A 17917-nucleotide genomic window follows, 5' to 3' on the forward strand; every position below is an offset into this window, starting at 1 on the left:
AACTTTATCATACTACAATAGATTACATACTTTTGAATAACCTAATATTGTCTAATTAGGTGTCTCCAACAATTACTTAGTAAAAAACGAAAGTCCTATCTTATAACCATCTAATTCACCTCCTTATCATAGTTAAAATTTATAAGTACTGCATTGATCCGTGTAATTTTTAGTGATTAATATGAATTGACTATGGTAGTGATTGGATTAGACATGTAAACAACTAGTTACGCATTTTAAATAATATTCAGTGACTTTGAATAAAAATAATCATTCTATTAATGATGTAGTTAAAATTAGAGGCATCTTAAATTTAATAAATATGGTTGATCACAAATTACAATTATTTTTAGAAAAAGTTTTATTATCCCAATGGGAGAATAAAATACAATTTAAATCCGAAATGAAATTATATGAAGATTTTGGATTAATTGGACATGATGTAGATGATTTTCTTACACATTTTACAAAAGAATTTAATGTAAGAATTAGCAATGAGTTTAAATTTAACGAAAGGTTTTATCCTGAAACCTATTCTGTGCTGGATATAATAAAAAGTATATTTAATAAAACCGTAAATATTTTTCTTCAACGATCAATTTATGAAAAAGAATTAAAGGATCTAAGTATACAAGAATTAGAGCTAGCTATTAAAAGGGGGGTGCTATTATAATACAATTTTACCAATAACTATATAATATTAAAAAATGATATTTTGCTTCATTTAATATTATTTTAAACTTTTTAAATAACAAAAGGCTCTATATTAAAAAGATTTGAGCATTGGAGAATTATAAGAGGTCATTAAATCGAATAGTAAATTAACATTATAAAATTTTACAATTAATTTATTCAATTTTTTTTCTTACTTCTTTGAAATGATAATAATCTTTCATAAAAAAAGGCTTAAATTACTTTTAGTAATTTAAGCCTTAGATTAGTAGCCCGTAGGGGAGTCGAACCCCTCTTGCCAGAATGAAAATCTGAAGTCCTAACCGATAGACGAACGGGCCTACTATTATTTTTATTTACGCTAATGCGTTAACGTGCTTGTTTAATTTAGATTTCAAGTTAGACGCTTTATTCTTATGAATAATGTTTCTTTTTGCTAACTTATCAATCTGAGAAAAAACAGCCGGTAATTTACCCACCGCTACAGTTTTATCTGTTTCAGCTCTTAATTCTTTAATAGCTGTACGAGCTGATTTATGATAATACTTATTACGCAATCTTCTTACGTGATTCTGTCTTATTCTTTTTATTGCTGACTTATGATTTGCCATTTTAATTCTTTCTTTTCATTATCTATTTGCGGTGCAAATGTAATTATTTTTTACAATCCCACAAATATACTTTTTCATTTAATTTGTTGTAGACCCACAGGGATTCGAACCCCGACAAACGGTACCAAAAACCGGTGTGCTACCGTTACACCATGGGTCTGTACCAACAAAAAAACCTTAACTGAAAAAAATCAAGGCTTTTCTTGTTGTGGGCGATGCAGGATTCGAACCTGCGACCCCCTGCTTGTAAGGCAGGTGCTCTGAACCAGCTGAGCTAATCGCCCCTTTAAAACAAAGATATTTAAGAGCTTTTCTTTATTACTTTGTTCCGTAATTGGATTGCAAATATACGCTCATTTTTTATACTTGCAAATATTTTTTTAAAAAATTTCTGCTACTACAAAATTACTTCCTCCTATAAAAATCAAATCTTCTTTGTCAGACTGGGTTTTAGCCGCATCAAATCCTTCTGCTACACTATCGAATTTTTGATAATTTTTGAAGTATAAATCTATTTTTTCGGAATATTCATTGGGATGTAGCCCTCTTTGAATAGCCGGTTTTACAAAATAATAGAGGGCATCAATCGGCAATAGTGGAAAAATTTTATCTAAATCTTTACCTTTTACAAAACCGATTACAATTCTCAGTTTTTTATAGGTTACCCGTTTAAATTGTTCGGCCAATTGTTTAAAACCATCCTCATTATGAGCTGTATCGCAGATAATTATTGGATTCTCCCATTGTAAAATCTCCCATCTTCCTCTAAAGTTCATTGAATCTTTTACATGCAAAAGCCCCTTTTTAACCTGATCAACAGATATTGTAAATCCTTTATCATTTAAAATATCGATGATACTTACTACCGTTTTTTTATTTTTTTCTTGATATATACCTTTTAAATCTGATGGATAGTTTACCTTATTTTTTGTCGCATCTATATATTCGGCATTACGCTCTTGAGCAATATGTATTAGTAATTTTTTAACCTCTTCCTTATCTTCTCCAATAACTACAGGAATTCCGGGTTTAATAATCCCCGCTTTTTCTGTGGCTATTTTTTCAAGGGTATCTCCCAATAAATCCACATGATCCATCGATATACTGGTTATTGCACATACTTCAGGAGTAATGATATTTGTTGAATCTAACCTTCCGCCTAAACCAACTTCAATTACGGCTATATCAACTTTTTCTTTAGCAAAATAGCTAAAAGCCATAGCGGTCGTTAATTCAAAGAAGGAAGGATTAAAATCCTTAGTAAAATGATCTCTAATAGTAATTAAAAAATTATATACAAACTCTGCGGGGCATTCTTTTCCGTCAACCCTTATCCGTTCAGTGAAATTTTTAAGATGAGGAGAAGTAAATAATCCCACTTTATACCCGGCTTCTTTTAAAATGGAGGCTGTCATATTGGAAACACTTCCTTTTCCATTAGTTCCCGCAATATGTATGGATTTAAATTTTCTGTGAGGATTTCCTAAAATCTCACTCAGTTTCATTATATTTTCAAATCCAGGCTTATATGCAGAATTCCCGACATTTTGATAATTTGAAACTTGGGTATACAACCACTCTAAAATTTCTTCATATGTCTGCATGAGTAAAAATAATACGATTAATATTATTAAAAATTAAAATACATTTGAAGTAATCCGCAAAATTTTAAATAACCATTTTTTAATAAAGAAATTATTTTTCTATACTTTTTTTACAATTCCCACATATTTTCCTTCAAATTCGACAATTACCGTTTGTAAATGATTTTGATTTACCCAATCCATAAAAGCAGAATTATCTCCGATATCATCACTGATAAAAAAGCCGTTTTTTTCTATTCTTTCCCATAGTAAAGGATAGGCCCACATTCTACCTTTATAACTTTTATCACTGTCATAATGAGCTATCTCAAAAGTCTGTTGTTCTTTGAATATTTTAGGCAGGGATTCTTTATCTGCTTGTCTAAATATTTTCCAATAGTTTCTAAGATTATCAGGAACTACACATCCAACAAATTTATCATTATTCCTGTCCAAATAAGGCATATCTGAACTATACAAATTTCCACCTCTTTTTTGTAAAGACAATAAAGCCGCCAGAGAACTCCATCCGTAAGCTACTCCGGTTTCTATAACATTTTTAGCCTGAGTATATTCACATAATGCGTAGATAAGATCTAGTGCTCCGGCTCCGCCCATTTTAACCGGACAAGCCGCCTCAATTTTTTTGGACTCCTCCATTTGTCCTGCAAAATCTTTATATAAAGAGTATTCATTTTTTGTAATTTGGTATATTGCATCATGCTGACTGATTGCTCTTTCTGCACACCATATTTCGGATTCTTTTTTTCCTTTTAAAGCACTTCCTCTGTCGAAAATATTTTTATAAATTTTTCTTACTAATTCCGGATATAATTGTGGTCTGGCTAAATAACCGAATAATGTTCTTAAAACTGATTGCATTTATATTTTACTTTTTATTATACTGAGATATGATGCAAATGTAGTTAAAATACTTATACCATTAGATTGCTAACTATTTTGGACATACAGAGTGTTATTACAGATGAAAAGGTTCGTTTTATCTTTTTTTCAATTTTATAATTAAATAGTTAATAGTATACCGTTAGATTTATAAGTGAACATAAATTTAAAAATTATATTTTAGCTATATATATTATCCTCGATAATTCAAATCTTAATAATTCAATACAGTAATTAGCAATAAATGAGTATAATGCGAAAAACGATTAAAGATTTTATGAATAATGAAAAGTCCGTCGGGATACTTCTTATCTTGTGTACAATCTTTTCCATAATATTGTCAAATTCAACTTTCCACACTTTCTATCATAATTTTTGGGAAACATCGGTATCTTTCAAATTAGGAAATGAATATCTTTTTAGCACCCAGGGGAATCCATTAACTGTATCTGAACTAATAAATGATGGGTTAATGAGTATATTTTTTTTAGTGGTGGGATTGGAACTTATCCGTGAAATACATATTGGAAAACTTTCCAATCGTTCGCAAGCCCTTTTACCTGTTTTGGGAGCTATAGGCGGAATGATTATTCCTGCGGGAATATATGCATATTTAAATTTCGGAAAAGACACCATTTCAGGTGCCGGAATTCCTATGGCAACCGATATAGCATTTGCGTTGGGGGTATTGAGTTTATTAGGAAAAAAAATTCCCTTGTCTCTCCGTGTTTTTCTCACTGCCTTAGCTGTAATTGACGATTTAGGGGCTATTTTAGTTATAGCCTTTTTTTACACTAAAAAACTTTCTTGGATCTTTTTATTTTTTGCCTTATTCATATGGACGATACTATTACTTTTTAAAAAACTAAAGATCAACCATTTATATTTATATATAATCGGCGGTATAGGAATTTGGTATTGCTTACTTAATTCCGGTGTACATGCAACTTTTGCGGGTATACTACTGGCATTTGCCATACCCTTTGAAGGAGGTAATCCCCATGGCCAAGCCATGAAATTACTATCTATACTCCAATTACCTGTCAACTTTATAATACTTCCTCTTTTTGCACTTGCCAATACAGCCTTATCTATTCATTTAAACATTCAAGAGCTTTTCTCTCAATCGTACACTCTTGGAATATTTTTTGGCTTAATCGTTGGAAAACCTTTAGGAATTATTTTATTTACTTATCTGGCTTGTGCTTTGAAATTTTGCAGGCTTCCTTCGGAAACAGATTGGAGGCAAATGATAGGAATCGGTTTTTTAGGTGGAATTGGATTTACTATGTCTATTTTTATTACCTTACTGGCTTTTAATCCGGCTATACATGCCGACTATATAACTCATGCTAAAATTATGATTCTATTTTCCTCCCTATGTTCTGCTTTAATTGGATATATATACTTATATTTTATATTCCGAAAAAATAAAATCTAACAAAAATCTTTTGTATTTTCACACCTTTAAACCTAATAATAATATGAAAAAAATATTTTTATTACTTGTATTAACATTTTTTATAATGACCACGAACGCACAAATCTATAAAACTAAAACAGTAACAGATTCAAAGGGATATACTTATGAAACGGTAACGAACGATCCCTCCAATTCAAGAATTTATACGCTGAAAAATGGTTTAAAAGTATATTTATCCCGAAATAATGATGAACCAAGAATTCAAACATACATTCCGGTACGTACCGGATCTGCTAATGATCCGTCCGAGAATACCGGCCTTGCTCATTACCTAGAGCATATGATGTTTAAGGGAACCAGTAAACTCGGAACTTCTGATTGGGACAAAGAATCTATATTATTAAACCGTATTTCAGATTTATACGAACAACATAAAGCTGAAAAAAATCCAAAAAAGAAAAAGGAAATTTATAAAAAAATAGATGAAGTATCCCAAGAAGCATCTAAATACGCCATTGCTAACGAATACGACAAATTAATTTCAGAATTGGGCGCAACCGGAACCAATGCGCATACTTGGCTAGATGAAACGGTTTATAAAAACAATATTCCATCCAACGAATTAGAAAGATGGTTATTTGTTGAAAAAGAACGATTTTCCGAATTAGTTTTACGTCTCTTTCATACAGAATTGGAAGCTGTTTATGAAGAATTTAATCGTGCTCAAGACAACGATATGCGTTTAGTTAATTATGAATTGATGGATGCTCTATTTCCTACTCATCCTTATGGACAACAAACCACTATAGGAACATCCGAGCATTTGAAAAATCCATCCATGAAAGCAATTCATGAATATTATGAGACTTATTATGTTCCTAATAATATGGCAATTGTATTGGTGGGCGACTTAAATTTTGATGAAACCATACAATTAGTCGATACCTATTTCGGCAGTTTCAAATATAAAGAATTGCCCGTTTTGAAAAAACCCATTGAACAGCCGTTGACCTCTGTTGTTAAAAGAGTAGTAAAAAGTCCATCTTCAGAAAGAATCCAATTAGCTTTTAGGTGTAGTGGAGCCGGAAGCAAAGAGGCTCTTTACGTTAAAATGGTTAATATGATTTTGAATAATTCCGGTGCGGGTTTAATCGATATAAATATCAATCAAAAACAATTAGCTCAAGGGGCAGGATCTTACATATCTATTTTTAAAGACTATGGTCTTCATTCCTTATATGGAGCTCCTAGAGAAGGACAATCTTTGGAACAAGTACAAAAACTTTTACTAGATCAGTTAGAAATCATAAAAAAAGGAAATTTTGATGATTGGTTGATTAAAGCTATTGTCAATGATTTAAAAACGCAACGCATCAGCAGCTGGGACACAGCTAACGGAGTAGCAACTCAAATGTATAATGCTTTTATCCAAAATTTATCTTGGCAACAAATTTTAGATGAATTTAATGAGTTGGATAAAATGAATAAAGAGAGTATTGTAAAATTTGCCAATGAATTTTATAAGGATAATTATGTTGTGGTTTATAAAGAAAAAGGAACCAATGATAAACTGGTCCGCGTTGAAAATCCGGGAATAACTCCTATAACTTTAAATCGTACGGAACAATCAGATTTTTATAAAAAATTCTCGCAACTTCCCGAAAAAGAAATTCAACCTCAATTTATAGACTATAAAAAATTAATAACTTTTGATCATGTAAAAAATATTCCTCTTTCCTATATTAAAAATTCAAATAACGAATTAGGAAATTTATATTATATATTTGACTTTGGATCAGATAACAATGAAGAATTGGATCTGGCCTTAAATTATCTTTCCCTTCTGGGCACTGATAAGTATACAAAATCCAATCTTGAAAAAGAGTTCTATAAAATAGGAATCAGTTATTCTATTCAAGTTCAAAATGAACAAATTTTCCTAAACCTACAAGGTTTAGAAAAAAAAATCCCAAAAGGTATAGAATTATTTGAACATTTTTTGCAAAATGCTAATCCTGATTCAGAAACATATCAAAAATATGTACAAACTATACTTAAAGCCAGAAAAAATTCTAAATTAAATAAACAGGCAATACTGAATGCTTTAGCTTTGTATGCCCGTTATGGAGAAAATAACAGGTTAAGAAATACTATTTCTGAAGCGGATTTATTAAACAAAAAACCCGCGGACTTAGTTAAGATATGTAAAAGTTTATTCGATTACAAACATGAAATATTTTACTATGGACCGAATGAATCTGTTATTAAAAAAGCGATTCAAAAATCTCATAATTTCGGAAGCGGGAAAGAGTATAATTCCCCTATAACTTATAAGGAACTTGCATCTGACGGCAGCTTGTTTTTTGCTCCGTACGACATGGTACAAGCCGAAATACTTTTCCAATCAAGAGGAAATAAATTTGATGTAGCTAAAATGCCTTATGCAAAAGTATTTGGTGAGTATTTCGGCAGAGGTCTATCTTCCATTGTTTTTCAAGAAATTCGTGAAAGTAAATCATTAGCTTATTCTGCTTATGCCAGTTATACCATCGCCTCTGATAAGGATAAATACGATTATGTTTCTTCCTATATTGGAACTCAAGCCAATAAATTACCACAAGCTGTTGACGCAATGAAAGATTTAATGAACAATATGCCTGAAATTACTAAACAATTTGACAATGCTAAAAAAAGTGCTTTGAAACAAATTGCTTCAGACCGTATCACTAAATCAGCAATTTATTGGTCCTATCTTTCCGCCAAAAAAAGAGGAATTGATTACGATTTAAGAAAAGATATGTATTCTCAAATACAAACATTGCAACTTAAGGATCTTAAAGATTTTTTTAATCGTGAAATCAAGGGAAAAACCTATAATGTATCTTTAATTGGAAAAAAGGAAAATCTTAATTGGAATTCGGTTAAAAAATTAGGAACAGTTCATGAATTATCTATTGATGAATTATTTAATTATTAATACATCTTATTCTACATGAATTGTTTAAATTAATATCCTATTAAAAAAGAAAATTTTCAAATTTTATAAGAAAAGAACCGAATAATTATATTCGGTTCTTTTTTACTTTTATGTAAACTGATTTTTTCGATTAGAAATAGTAAATGTAAATAGAGATTAAATATAAAGATCTAAATCTCCTTTTCCCTGACGGAGTATTTCCGGACTCCCGGAAGTTAAATCTACAACCGTAGAAGGAGTATAACCTCCCGCACCGCTATCAATAACTATATCTACTAATTTATCATATTTCTCGGCTATTAATTCGGGATCTGTAATATATTCTAAAATCTCGTCATCATCATGCGTTGAAGTGGATGCTATGGGATTGCCTAATTTTTCAACGATAATTCTAGGAATATTATGATCGGGAATTCTAATTCCTACTGTTTTTTTATTCTTATAATAAGAGGGCAGCGTATTGGAAGCTGCAAGAATATAAGTAAAAGGCCCCGGCAAAGTTCTTTTCAGAAGTTTAAATAGATTCGTTTCTATGGGCTTAGTGTACTGAGATAAATTTCTTAAATCATTACAAACAAAGGAAAAGTTTGTTTTTTCCAGTTTAACATTTTTAATTCTGGAAAGCTTTTCCATGGCTTTGTGATTAAAGATATCACAACCCAATCCATAAACCGTATCGGTAGGATAAACAATAATTCCTCCCTTTTTTAATACCTCAACTATTTCATTAATTGCTTTTTCTGAAGGATTTTCCGGATAAATTCTTAGGATTTTGGCCATAATGTTAATTCTTACAATTGGTAAACAATGTATTATTCTTTTACAAAATCCAGTGAAGCAGAATTAACACAATATCTCAATCCGGTTTTTGTAGGGCCATCATTGAACACATGTCCTAAATGACTCCCGCAATTAGCACAAAGGATTTCCATTCGGGTCATACCATGAGAGGTATCTAATTTTTCGATAATTCGGCCTTTGGCTATTTCATGATCAAAGCTGGGCCATCCGCAATGCGAATCAAATTTAGAATCACTATCAAACAGAACCGCACCACAAGCTTTGCAAGTATACACTCCTTTTTCAAAATGCATATTGAATTTTCCACTGTAAGGAGCCTCTGTTCCTTTTTCTCTCAAAATGTAATATTCTTCGGGAGAAAGCTGCTTTTTCCACTCTTCTTCTGATTTTGTTACCTTCATTTTTGTTTCTTTTTTTGTTACTTCTAATCTGTCTTTAGAAATGCAAGATAGTATGAGTAATCCCAAACCTATACTAACTGCCGACTGAAACAGTTTATTGAATTTATTCATGGTAAAAAACAAAATTCATTCCAATAGTAGAACTACATTTTCTTAAGGATTATCGCTAAATTCGTTATTGTAAACATCTAAAAGCAGGAAAAAGCTGGATAATAATATAGGACCGAAAATTAATCCGATAAATCCAAAAATATTCATTCCTAATATTACCCCAAAGATGGTAATTAACGGATGAACATCGTCCAGTTTTTTAAGTAATGTAAATCTCACGATATTGTCCGATGTTCCAATAATTATAATGCCGTACAATAAAATAAATATAGATTGCCAGGTTTCTCCGGAGGTGAACAATAAAATGGCAACCGGAACATAGGCCAATGCAGAACCTACGATAGGCAACATGGATGTAAATGTTGTAACCGCAAACCAAAACCATAAATTATCCAATCCTACAATGGCATAGCCGACAGCTCCTACCATTCCTTGAACAACAGCAACTAATGGGATGCCGATGGCATTGGATTGAATCATTTTTTTCAACCTTTGTCCTAGCCTTTCGGTATTTTGTTTTTTTAAAGGAGACCATTTTAAAAAGGTGCTTTCAATTTTCCTGATATTCATAATCATAAAATAGAATAAAACAAAAGAAAAGAAAAAAACAACTACAGAATTTACCGTTGAATTTAATATTTTAGGCACGACCCTGCCTACCCAGGTGGTCGCTTGAATGATATTGTCTTTGCTAAGTATATTTAGTCCGTATTTTGTTTGTAAATCATTTACAATACTGACCAGTGAATTATTTATTTTATCAAAATAAGTTATAGCCGTATGTACCTGAGAATAGGTTAATTCAATAATAAAATAAACAGGAATCGAAATGATCAATAAGGCAAGAAGAAAAACTATACTAATTGATATCCATTTTTTCAATCCCTTTTTTTCTGTCAGATATAAGAAAAAATCTTTGGATAAGGCATATAATGTAATTGCTCCTAAAAAGCTGGGAAGAAATATAGCCAACTGGCTTATAATAAGGATAAAAAGAGATATTATTATAATCAAAAACAATATCTGATGTATTACTTTTCCACTTATTTTTTCATTCATTTATACTATCAATTACTTATTATTTATACTCGCTAGTTAAGGTTGTTTCATTTTTATTAAATATTCAATAGCTTCTTCATAACCGGGTAATCCTTTGCCTTTAATCTGATGTACACAAGCATCTTTAATGACTGAAATTTTTCTAAATTCTTCTCTTTTTTCAATATCGGAAATATGAACTTCAATAGCCGGTGCGGTTACTGATTTTATAGCATCGTGTATTGCATAGGAATAATGAGTATATGCTCCCGGATTAATTACAATACCTTCACATTTAAAACCTTTTTCATGAATCTTATCAATAATCGAGCCCTCATGGTTGGTTTGATAGTATTCTAATTCCACATCAATAAATTTTTTTTGCAAATGTTTAAAATAATCTTCAAAAGAATAATGACCGTAAATATCTGTTTCTCTTTGTCCAAGCAGGTTTAAATTAGGACCGTTTATAATTAATATTTTCATAATCTTTTTTTACGAATATAAGGAAGAATGAATGAAATAAAAACATAAATTTTGGCGAAAAAGAATATTTAAGTATATTTGCACACCTGAAAAACATGCCCAGGTGGCGGAATTGGTAGACGCGCTGGACTCAAAATCCAGTGGTAGCAATATCGTGCGGGTTCGATTCCCGCCCTGGGTACATGTAAATCGCAACTGTTTATAAATAAACAAGTTGCGATTTTTTATATATTATATTGATATCTTTAACTTTCGCCTAAACCATTTTTGCAAACCCGAGCTTTAACGCCTGGTTTTTACTATTTTTTCGATCTCATTGATTTTTATCGAATTTTTGTAAAAATTAGCTAATTTTATTTTTTATGGCACCCGTTGCAACAGCGATATCTTTGGTTAATTTAGCTAAGGGTCTTTTAGTAAATTCTTTTTCATCATAAAAGTTGCCGTAAGCTAATTGATAGGCCTCTTCTAAGGTCAGATGAATATCGGGAAATGCTTGCTGTAAAGTTTCTATATATTTATCATTAAATAAAAATCTTTTCTTTATAATCTCTTGTACAATATCTCTGTGTTCATTTGCTATTTTATTATATTCAAAAACTTTGATATTTCCCTTTACTTTTTCTTGTAAACGTTGATCTTCATTTTCCTCATTTATCTTAGTGAAAACCTTTATTTCATCAGTTTTGCCAATAGCACCCAAATAGGTTTCCGGTTTGTAATCATATTTTATTAATTGGTGCTTAGGATTGGATTCATAGGGTGACAAATATTTTTCATAAGAAAAATCAACAGTTCCTTTGCAGTCTCTATTGCAAACACTACATGAAGGAATCAAATTAAAAAAATTTAGTGCTAATAAAGGATGTTTACTTTTGGGCAAGAAATGATCAAGTTCGGGCCTGGTTATTTTTTTTACTCCTTTAGATAAAGTAAACGTATATTGGCGATTGCAATAGCAACATACTTGTATTCCTAGTTTTTTTGTCAATTGATAAGGTCCCCATTCTTTTTCCGGTGTAATTTTCTGAAACCAGTTTTCATAATCAAAAATCTTATTTAGCAAAATTTTATAATTCCTATAATTTTCTTCATATTTTTTATATAGAACGATGTCTTCTTCATTTGAACTTAAATCCAAACCTAAAATACGACGACAATTAGTATGTAAATCATTAAGTATCTTTAAAACTTTCTTGAAATCTTTAAGTTCTTCACGGAATAAGGATTTATTTTTTAATTTTTTATATTTTTTATCAACACTTTTATTGTCTTTAAAGATTACTTTAATAAAAGAATCATATTGTGAATGATGCAACTTAATTTTTTTTATATTATTCTCAATATCATCGTCTTCTATTTTTCCTTGATGGATTAAATGTATCGTTTCAAATAAATTTTTATAAAAATCAACTCTTTTTTTAACTTCTTCAGAAATAAATGCAATGTGTTGATCTTTGGCAGTAAACAGATCAGATTCTGAAATACATTCTCGTATACTAATCATGAGTTTTGTTTTTAAGATTTTTAAGATAATTTAATCTTTCTTCCAATTCTTGTATTTCATTATCTATGGAAGGCCCAAAAGCCTCATTATACATTTTAATGAGCTTACTTTGGATAATATGTTCGTCAACCATACGGATTAAATATCTAATCCTTTGTTGTTCTTCTTGTGAAATGTCAATGTGTTGATTATTGTTTTTATTTTCAATCATCTTATTCAAAACATGGATCACTTCTTCAATTTTCTTTTTAGCAAAATCTCCCACTAATCCATCTTCTAAAAAAAAGGAATCTGCCAATAAATTTGAAATATTAGCGCCAAAAGTTTTTCTTTTGTTTGTTAATACTTTTGTATAATTTTCACCTTTTCCCAAAAAAAGAATATTTTGATGAGGTATATCTGAAAGAGTTAGAGGGTCATGGGTGGTGAAAATGATTTGAAGCTTTTTATTAACAAAAATTAATGGTAGAATCTCTAAAAGCATGTTAATGTATTTCTTCTTCCACAAAGGGTGAAAGCATACATCAGCTTCATCCAGTAAAATTAAATATTCATCTGTATTATTCAATTTGTCCCTCTTTTTTTCAATACGAGAAACTTGTTCATTGAAAATTGAAAATTGTTCATACATCAATTTTTCACCACTGCTTAACTCTCTATCTGTAGAAAAATTAAATAAAGGCTCATCAGTAACTTTAAAATGTTTTTTAAATTCTTTTGTAAAATCCTGATATGCATCTATAATTTCTAATGTATTAAAATTATTAGCATTGAAAACGTAATTGTGATAATTGGGATAATTTCGAAGAAAATCAAATTCATTTGATTTTTCAATTTTTGATAACAAAACTTCAATTAATTTTTTTATTTCTTGTACAGGTAATTGAAATTCTATATTATTAACTTTGATATAGGCATTATCTAAAAACCAATAAAAAGCTTCTTCAAGTCCACATATATTTTTAGTTTTTAAATATTCCACTGTTTTACCTCCTCTTATAAAACCTTCTCGTATATATATGTTACCCGTTTCTTCAAAAATTAAATGTACTCTCTTTATTACAGCCTCTATAATATTTTCTTTAAATAAATGTTTCTCAATTGACTTTCTTTCATAAAGACTTTTTTCATAAAACTCTTTTTCATTATTAATAGAATTATCTTTGCTCTCAAATATTCTTTCTACATCTTTTTGTTTTCTTTCACTATCGTCTTTAAAATATTGAAAAAAAGGCTTAAATGTATCCGGTATATTATAATAATCTTTATTGGAATGATTTATTTTTATTTTTATATTATTTATCGTAGGCAGTCCCAGTTCCAATAATTTGGCATATATTTTTTTGTTTTTAATTAACCTAAAAATTCTTTCTAACATTGCATTATTATGAATTTTCAAGAACCTTGAAAATTCCGAGTCAGCATACTCTCTATCGTTTTGTAATATCGAAAACTTTGAAAGTGTTAGAACATTTTTGGTTTTTGATCTGGTATTCGGAGTATCATCATATCCAAGAATTGAATTATAATAGAATATTAATTTAGAATTATGGGGTATTTTTTTACCATCCGTTCCTATAAATTGGCAGTTACCATCTCTTATGGCTTTTAGCAAAGTGGATTTACCCGCACCGTTATTTCCTACAATAGCGGATACCGATTGAATATTTTCTCCCCAAAAATTTGAAATGTACTTAGGCTCTTTTTTTGAACCTGATGAATTTTTATTTTCAATATAATTTAAATCTGTATCCATCGCCTCATTAACCAGATTTAGCGTTAACGCCTCATGATCTGAGCCGAAAATATAAGGCAAGGTCCCTTTAAGGATATGTATTTTAGAAATCATAATATATTAGTTTTTTCAGATAATAAAGATAAAAATTTGTCTTGATTGAAATAAATTTTTTTAATCTTTATTTTTTTATTTGTCTACCATATATTTTACATTCTAAATACCTTAAAACATTTTTAGATATATAAACAGTTTTACTTAAAGTTCCGATTAATTTTTTTATGGTTTATATATTTCGTAAATCGTATATCCGTTAAGTTCCTATACATTCAATACTTAGTAACAGCAAGGGTATACCTCGTAAACAATAGGTATAACTTATCCTCCGGGCATACCCTCATACCCCTAATTAGTTTCCGATGTCTATTTTATTACTTTTTAACTGCTTATTTGCAATTTTTTGATTTTCAAACTCATGCAAAAAAAATAAGAGAACTTTAATAATAAAGCCTCTTATTGTTTTTAATGATTAAAATTTTGTGTAAACTAGGTTCTTTCTCTAAACTATTTTAATTAAAAAATCTTTTTTAGGGTGTCTAACTTTTGGATAATTAACTAACCAATCATTCTCTTCATCTCGGTAACCCAAAGGAAGCATGACAACACTTCTTAAACCCAGTTCGCGTAATTGTAAAAGTTCATCTATAGCCTGATTATCGAATCCCTCCATCGGAGTAGTATCAACTTTTAATTCTGCAGCAGCAGCAATCGATAAACCAAAAGCTATGTACGCTTGTCGTGCTGCATGTTCAAAATTATTTTCAGCAGCTGAATTCAGATATACTCCTTTAATACGATCCGTATAGCTTTGATAAGCATCAGAAGGCTGATTGCGTTCTCTTGTTATATGTCCGTAAATAGTATCGATTCTTTCTTCTGTATAATTATCCCAAGCAGCAAAAACTAAAATATGTGAACAATCTTCAACTTGTTTTTGGTCCTTAGACAGGGAAACCATCTTTTGCTTTAATTTCTGATTAGTAATTTCAATAACCTTAAACGGTTGTAATCCGGAAGAAGTGGGAGCTAGCCAAGCTGCTTCAATGATTTGATCTACCAACGATTGTTCAACTTTTTTTGAGGCATCGAATTTTTTTGTTGCATACCTCCACTTAAGTGAGTCTATTAATTCCATATAATTAATTTTAAATAATATTATTTTGATTCTGATTTATTCTTGCATTTATTCTTACATTTTGCCGTAACAATAGATAATAACTTATAAAATTCTTTCTGAAGCTCTGATAATTCATTTTGCTCCATTTCCAATTCTGCCTTAAGGGTATGAGGAATTATCCATGCTTCTTCTTTCATTTTCCTCCCTTGATCTGAAAGATGAATCAACATATGCCTTTCATCTTTAGTAGACCGACATCTCTTTATAAGTCCGTTTTCCTCCATTCTTTTAAGCAATGGAGTTAAGGTTCCACTATCTAACCACAACATTTCTCCTATATCTCTCACGCATATTTCTTCATTTTCCCATAAAACTAACATCACTAAATACTGAGGATAGGTTACCCCTAATTTTTCTAAATGTGGCCTATAAAGCGTTGTAATCAATCGGGACAACGCATAGATGGGAAAACATAATTGATCTTTTAATTGTAAACTTTCCATACCGTTTTTAGATTGAGTAAAATTAAATTGTACACAATTAATATGCAAGTTTTTTAGTTTATTTTATTAATAAATTTATTTTCAAAAGTTCTTACTTGGTTTAATTATATACTATTTCATTTTTATAAAATTTACACCTCCAAATAAACTAATTTATTATAAACTTATAATGGTTCGCATGATTTAAAATGTTCTCCAAGCAGTAAATGTTGTAAATTAATATGAGTTTCTATATACTATTTGTACCTTTGCACAAATCCTAATCGTATAAAGACTTAAAAAATTTAATCAATTAAATGATTGAGTTAAAAAATATTACTAAAACATTCGAACATAAAGGCAAAAAAAACATAGCCCTTTCCAATATTTCTCTTTCGGTTTCCGAAGGAAAAATAGTTGGTGTTATTGGCGAATCCGGTGCAGGAAAAAGCACACTGATAAGATGTGTTAATCTACTGGAAAGGCCTAATTCAGGAGAGGTTTGGATTGATGGTCAAAATTTGATGGAGTTATCTCCTTCCAAATTAACCTCTGCCCGTAGAAATATAGGAATGATTTTTCAGCATTTCAATCTGCTTTCCTCCCGAACTGTATTTGATAACATTGCTTTTCCCTTGGAATTAAATCATACTCCCAAGACTAAAATAAAAAATAGAGTTTATGAATTGGTTGAACTGGTAGGACTTACGGATAAATTAGACAGTTATCCGGCGAATCTTTCCGGAGGACAAAAACAGAGAGTTGCTATTGCCAGAACGTTGGCCAACAACCCTAAAGTTTTATTATCCGACGAAGCAACCAGTGCCTTAGACCCTTCCACTACTCGCTCCATTTTATCTTTACTGAAAGATTTAAATAAAGAGTTGGGAATCACTATTTTATTGATTACCCATGAAATGGATGTGGTAAAACAAATTTGTGATGATATAGCTGTCATGAACGGTGGAAAACTAATTGAGCAAGGAAGTGTTTCTGAAATTTTTTCAAATCCTAAAACGGAATTAGCTCAGCGTTTTATATCTTCATCCTTACATTTAGAGATACCGGTAGATTATCAAAAACGCATTACCCATATGCCGGAAGAAGGAAAACATCCTTTACTAAAACTACAGATATCTGGTAATACGGTAGATGAACCGGTATTATCCGAAATTTCCAGATTATTTGATATTAACAACAATATTATAAGTGCTCAAATGGATTATGCGGGGGGCGTTAAATTCGGGGTCATGCTAACGGAAATTATCGGTACGATTTCTAAAGAAATGGCTGCCATTGAGTATTTAAAAAGTAAAAACATTAAAGTAACTTTATTAGGATATGTCTAATTCAATTATTGATCTCTTAGCAAAAGGAACTTGGGAAACCATAGTCATGACTTTTGTCTCCGGCTTTTTCGGTTATTTGATAGGATTGCCTGTCGGAATCCTTCTATTTATTACCCGCAAAGGCCAATTTAAAGAAAGTCTTGTTTTCAATCAAACGGTCTCTACCCTAGTAAATATATTCCGCGCCATTCCTTTTATTATTTTAATTGTTTGGATGATTCCTTTTACGCGGATGATTGTAGGAACTTCCATAGGAGTACCTGCAGCTTTAGTTCCTCTAAGTTTGGGAATTGCCCCGTTTATCGCCAGAATGGTTGAAAACAGCCTGTTGGAAGTACCGAACGGTTTAGTTGAAGCTTCGAAAGCTATGGGAGCAACTCCTTTTCAAATTATTAAAAAAGTATTGTTACCGGAAGCTTTGCCTTCATTAATTAATTGCGCAACCATTTCTTTAATTACTTTAGTCGGTTATTCGGCTATGGGAGGAACTGTTGGAGCCGGAGGATTGGGAAAAATTGGATATCAAGAAGGATACGTAAATAAGAATATGGAAATTATGAATTTTGTTTTATTATTATTAGTTTTACTTGTTTTTGCGATCCAATTTGTCGGAGATTATCTTTCAAAAAAAGTGGATCATCGTTAAAAATTAAAAAAAGTC

General features: G+C 30.6%; 16 protein-coding genes and 4 tRNA genes. 6 read left to right on the forward strand and 14 right to left on the reverse strand.

The genetic code is table 11. From position 1 onward, the window contains the following. The first annotated feature begins 322 nt into the window (after positions 1-322). The gene (locus GFV01_RS03155; protein WP_221411111.1) at positions 323-673 is read left to right on the forward strand and encodes a DUF1493 family protein; all 351 of its coding nucleotides are present in this window, start codon (positions 323-325) and stop codon (positions 671-673) included. 268 nt (positions 674-941) lie between these two features. Here the strand turns inward: GFV01_RS03155 and GFV01_RS03160 are convergent. The 6 genes from GFV01_RS03160 to GFV01_RS03185 form a co-directional block, all read right to left on the reverse strand. Further along, positions 942-1013 (reverse strand) — tRNA-Glu (locus tag GFV01_RS03160). Positions 1014-1028: 15 nt separating this feature from the next. Further along, the gene (rpsT, locus tag GFV01_RS03165) at positions 1029-1283 is read right to left on the reverse strand and encodes a 30S ribosomal protein S20 (protein ID WP_105296844.1); all 255 of its coding nucleotides are present in this window, start codon (positions 1281-1283) and stop codon (positions 1029-1031) included. Positions 1284-1372: 89 nt separating this feature from the next. Continuing rightward, positions 1373-1443 (reverse strand) — tRNA-Gln (locus tag GFV01_RS03170). A gap of 49 nt (positions 1444-1492) precedes the next feature. Continuing rightward, a tRNA-Val gene (locus GFV01_RS03175) sits at positions 1493-1567 on the reverse strand. Positions 1568-1663: 96 nt separating this feature from the next. Continuing rightward, positions 1664-2887 carry a folylpolyglutamate synthase/dihydrofolate synthase family protein gene (locus GFV01_RS03180; protein WP_160564716.1) on the reverse strand — a complete coding sequence of 408 codons (1224 nt, stop codon included), beginning with the start codon at positions 2885-2887 and terminating at the stop codon, positions 1664-1666. Positions 2888-2986: 99 nt separating this feature from the next. Beyond that, positions 2987-3748: a class I SAM-dependent methyltransferase gene (locus tag GFV01_RS03185; RefSeq protein ID WP_160564718.1), complete on the reverse strand. Its 762-nt coding sequence runs from the start codon at positions 3746-3748 to the stop codon at positions 2987-2989. Positions 3749-4046: 298 nt separating this feature from the next. Here GFV01_RS03185 and nhaA point away from each other — a divergent pair, with 298 nt between their 5' ends. Further along, a complete protein-coding gene (gene nhaA, locus GFV01_RS03190) occupies positions 4047-5210 on the forward strand; it encodes a Na+/H+ antiporter NhaA (protein ID WP_255448934.1) in 1164 nt (387 codons plus the stop codon). Positions 5211-5253: 43 nt separating this feature from the next. Beyond that, entirely contained in the window at positions 5254-8169 is a 2916-nt protein-coding gene (locus tag GFV01_RS03195) for a pitrilysin family protein (RefSeq protein ID WP_160564720.1), read from the forward strand. A 156-nt stretch (positions 8170-8325) separates the two neighbouring features. Here the strand turns inward: GFV01_RS03195 and GFV01_RS03200 are convergent, their stop codons facing one another. From GFV01_RS03200 to aroQ, 4 genes are all read right to left on the reverse strand, one after another. Further along, positions 8326-8949 (reverse strand): L-threonylcarbamoyladenylate synthase, encoded by a 624-nt coding sequence (locus GFV01_RS03200; RefSeq protein ID WP_160564722.1) that lies wholly within the window; start codon positions 8947-8949, stop codon positions 8326-8328. Positions 8950-8981: 32 nt separating this feature from the next. Further along, the gene (gene msrB / locus GFV01_RS03205) at positions 8982-9371 is read right to left on the reverse strand and encodes a peptide-methionine (R)-S-oxide reductase MsrB (protein WP_255410572.1); all 390 of its coding nucleotides are present in this window, start codon (positions 9369-9371) and stop codon (positions 8982-8984) included. Positions 9372-9524: 153 nt separating this feature from the next. Then, on the reverse strand, positions 9525-10541 hold the full coding sequence (locus GFV01_RS03210; protein ID WP_160564724.1) for an AI-2E family transporter: 1017 nt from the start codon (positions 10539-10541) through the stop codon (positions 9525-9527). A 36-nt stretch (positions 10542-10577) separates the two neighbouring features. Further along, positions 10578-11006, reverse strand: coding sequence for a type II 3-dehydroquinate dehydratase (aroQ, locus tag GFV01_RS03215; RefSeq protein WP_105296851.1), 429 nt, complete (start codon positions 11004-11006; stop codon positions 10578-10580). Positions 11007-11103: 97 nt separating this feature from the next. Between aroQ and GFV01_RS03220 the strand changes: the two genes are divergently transcribed. Next, positions 11104-11187, forward strand: a tRNA-Leu gene (locus GFV01_RS03220). A gap of 162 nt (positions 11188-11349) precedes the next feature. On the opposite strand, the gene GFV01_RS03225 is transcribed toward GFV01_RS03220, so the two are convergent. The 4 genes from GFV01_RS03225 to GFV01_RS03240 all read right to left on the reverse strand — a co-directional run bounded on the left by GFV01_RS03225 (position 11350) and on the right by GFV01_RS03240 (position 15928). After that, complete coding sequence (locus GFV01_RS03225; protein ID WP_160564726.1) at positions 11350-12513, reverse strand: HNH endonuclease; 1164 nt, start codon at positions 12511-12513, stop codon at positions 11350-11352. Next, positions 12506-14362: a hypothetical protein gene (locus tag GFV01_RS03230; RefSeq protein ID WP_160564728.1), complete on the reverse strand. Its 1857-nt coding sequence runs from the start codon at positions 14360-14362 to the stop codon at positions 12506-12508. Before GFV01_RS03230 ends, GFV01_RS03225 begins: the two co-directional genes overlap by 8 nt. 445 nt (positions 14363-14807) lie before the next feature. Further along, positions 14808-15443 (reverse strand): NAD(P)H-dependent oxidoreductase, encoded by a 636-nt coding sequence (locus GFV01_RS03235; RefSeq protein WP_160541640.1) that lies wholly within the window; start codon positions 15441-15443, stop codon positions 14808-14810. 20 nt (positions 15444-15463) lie between these two features. Continuing rightward, positions 15464-15928, reverse strand: coding sequence for a MarR family winged helix-turn-helix transcriptional regulator (locus tag GFV01_RS03240; protein WP_160564822.1), 465 nt, complete (start codon positions 15926-15928; stop codon positions 15464-15466). Positions 15929-16224: 296 nt separating this feature from the next. On the opposite strand from GFV01_RS03240, the gene metN reads away from it, so the two are divergent. Beyond that, on the forward strand, positions 16225-17256 hold the full coding sequence (gene metN / locus GFV01_RS03245; RefSeq protein ID WP_105296856.1) for a methionine ABC transporter ATP-binding protein MetN: 1032 nt from the start codon (positions 16225-16227) through the stop codon (positions 17254-17256). After that, the gene (gene metI, locus GFV01_RS03250) at positions 17249-17902 is read left to right on the forward strand and encodes a methionine ABC transporter permease MetI (protein ID WP_105296857.1); all 654 of its coding nucleotides are present in this window, start codon (positions 17249-17251) and stop codon (positions 17900-17902) included. The genes metN and metI overlap by 8 nt, the downstream gene beginning before the upstream one ends. Positions 17903-17917: the final 15 nt, after the last annotated feature.

It is taken from the genome of Apibacter sp. B2912, from assembly GCF_009827835.1.
Taxonomy (GTDB): domain Bacteria; phylum Bacteroidota; class Bacteroidia; order Flavobacteriales; family Weeksellaceae; genus Apibacter.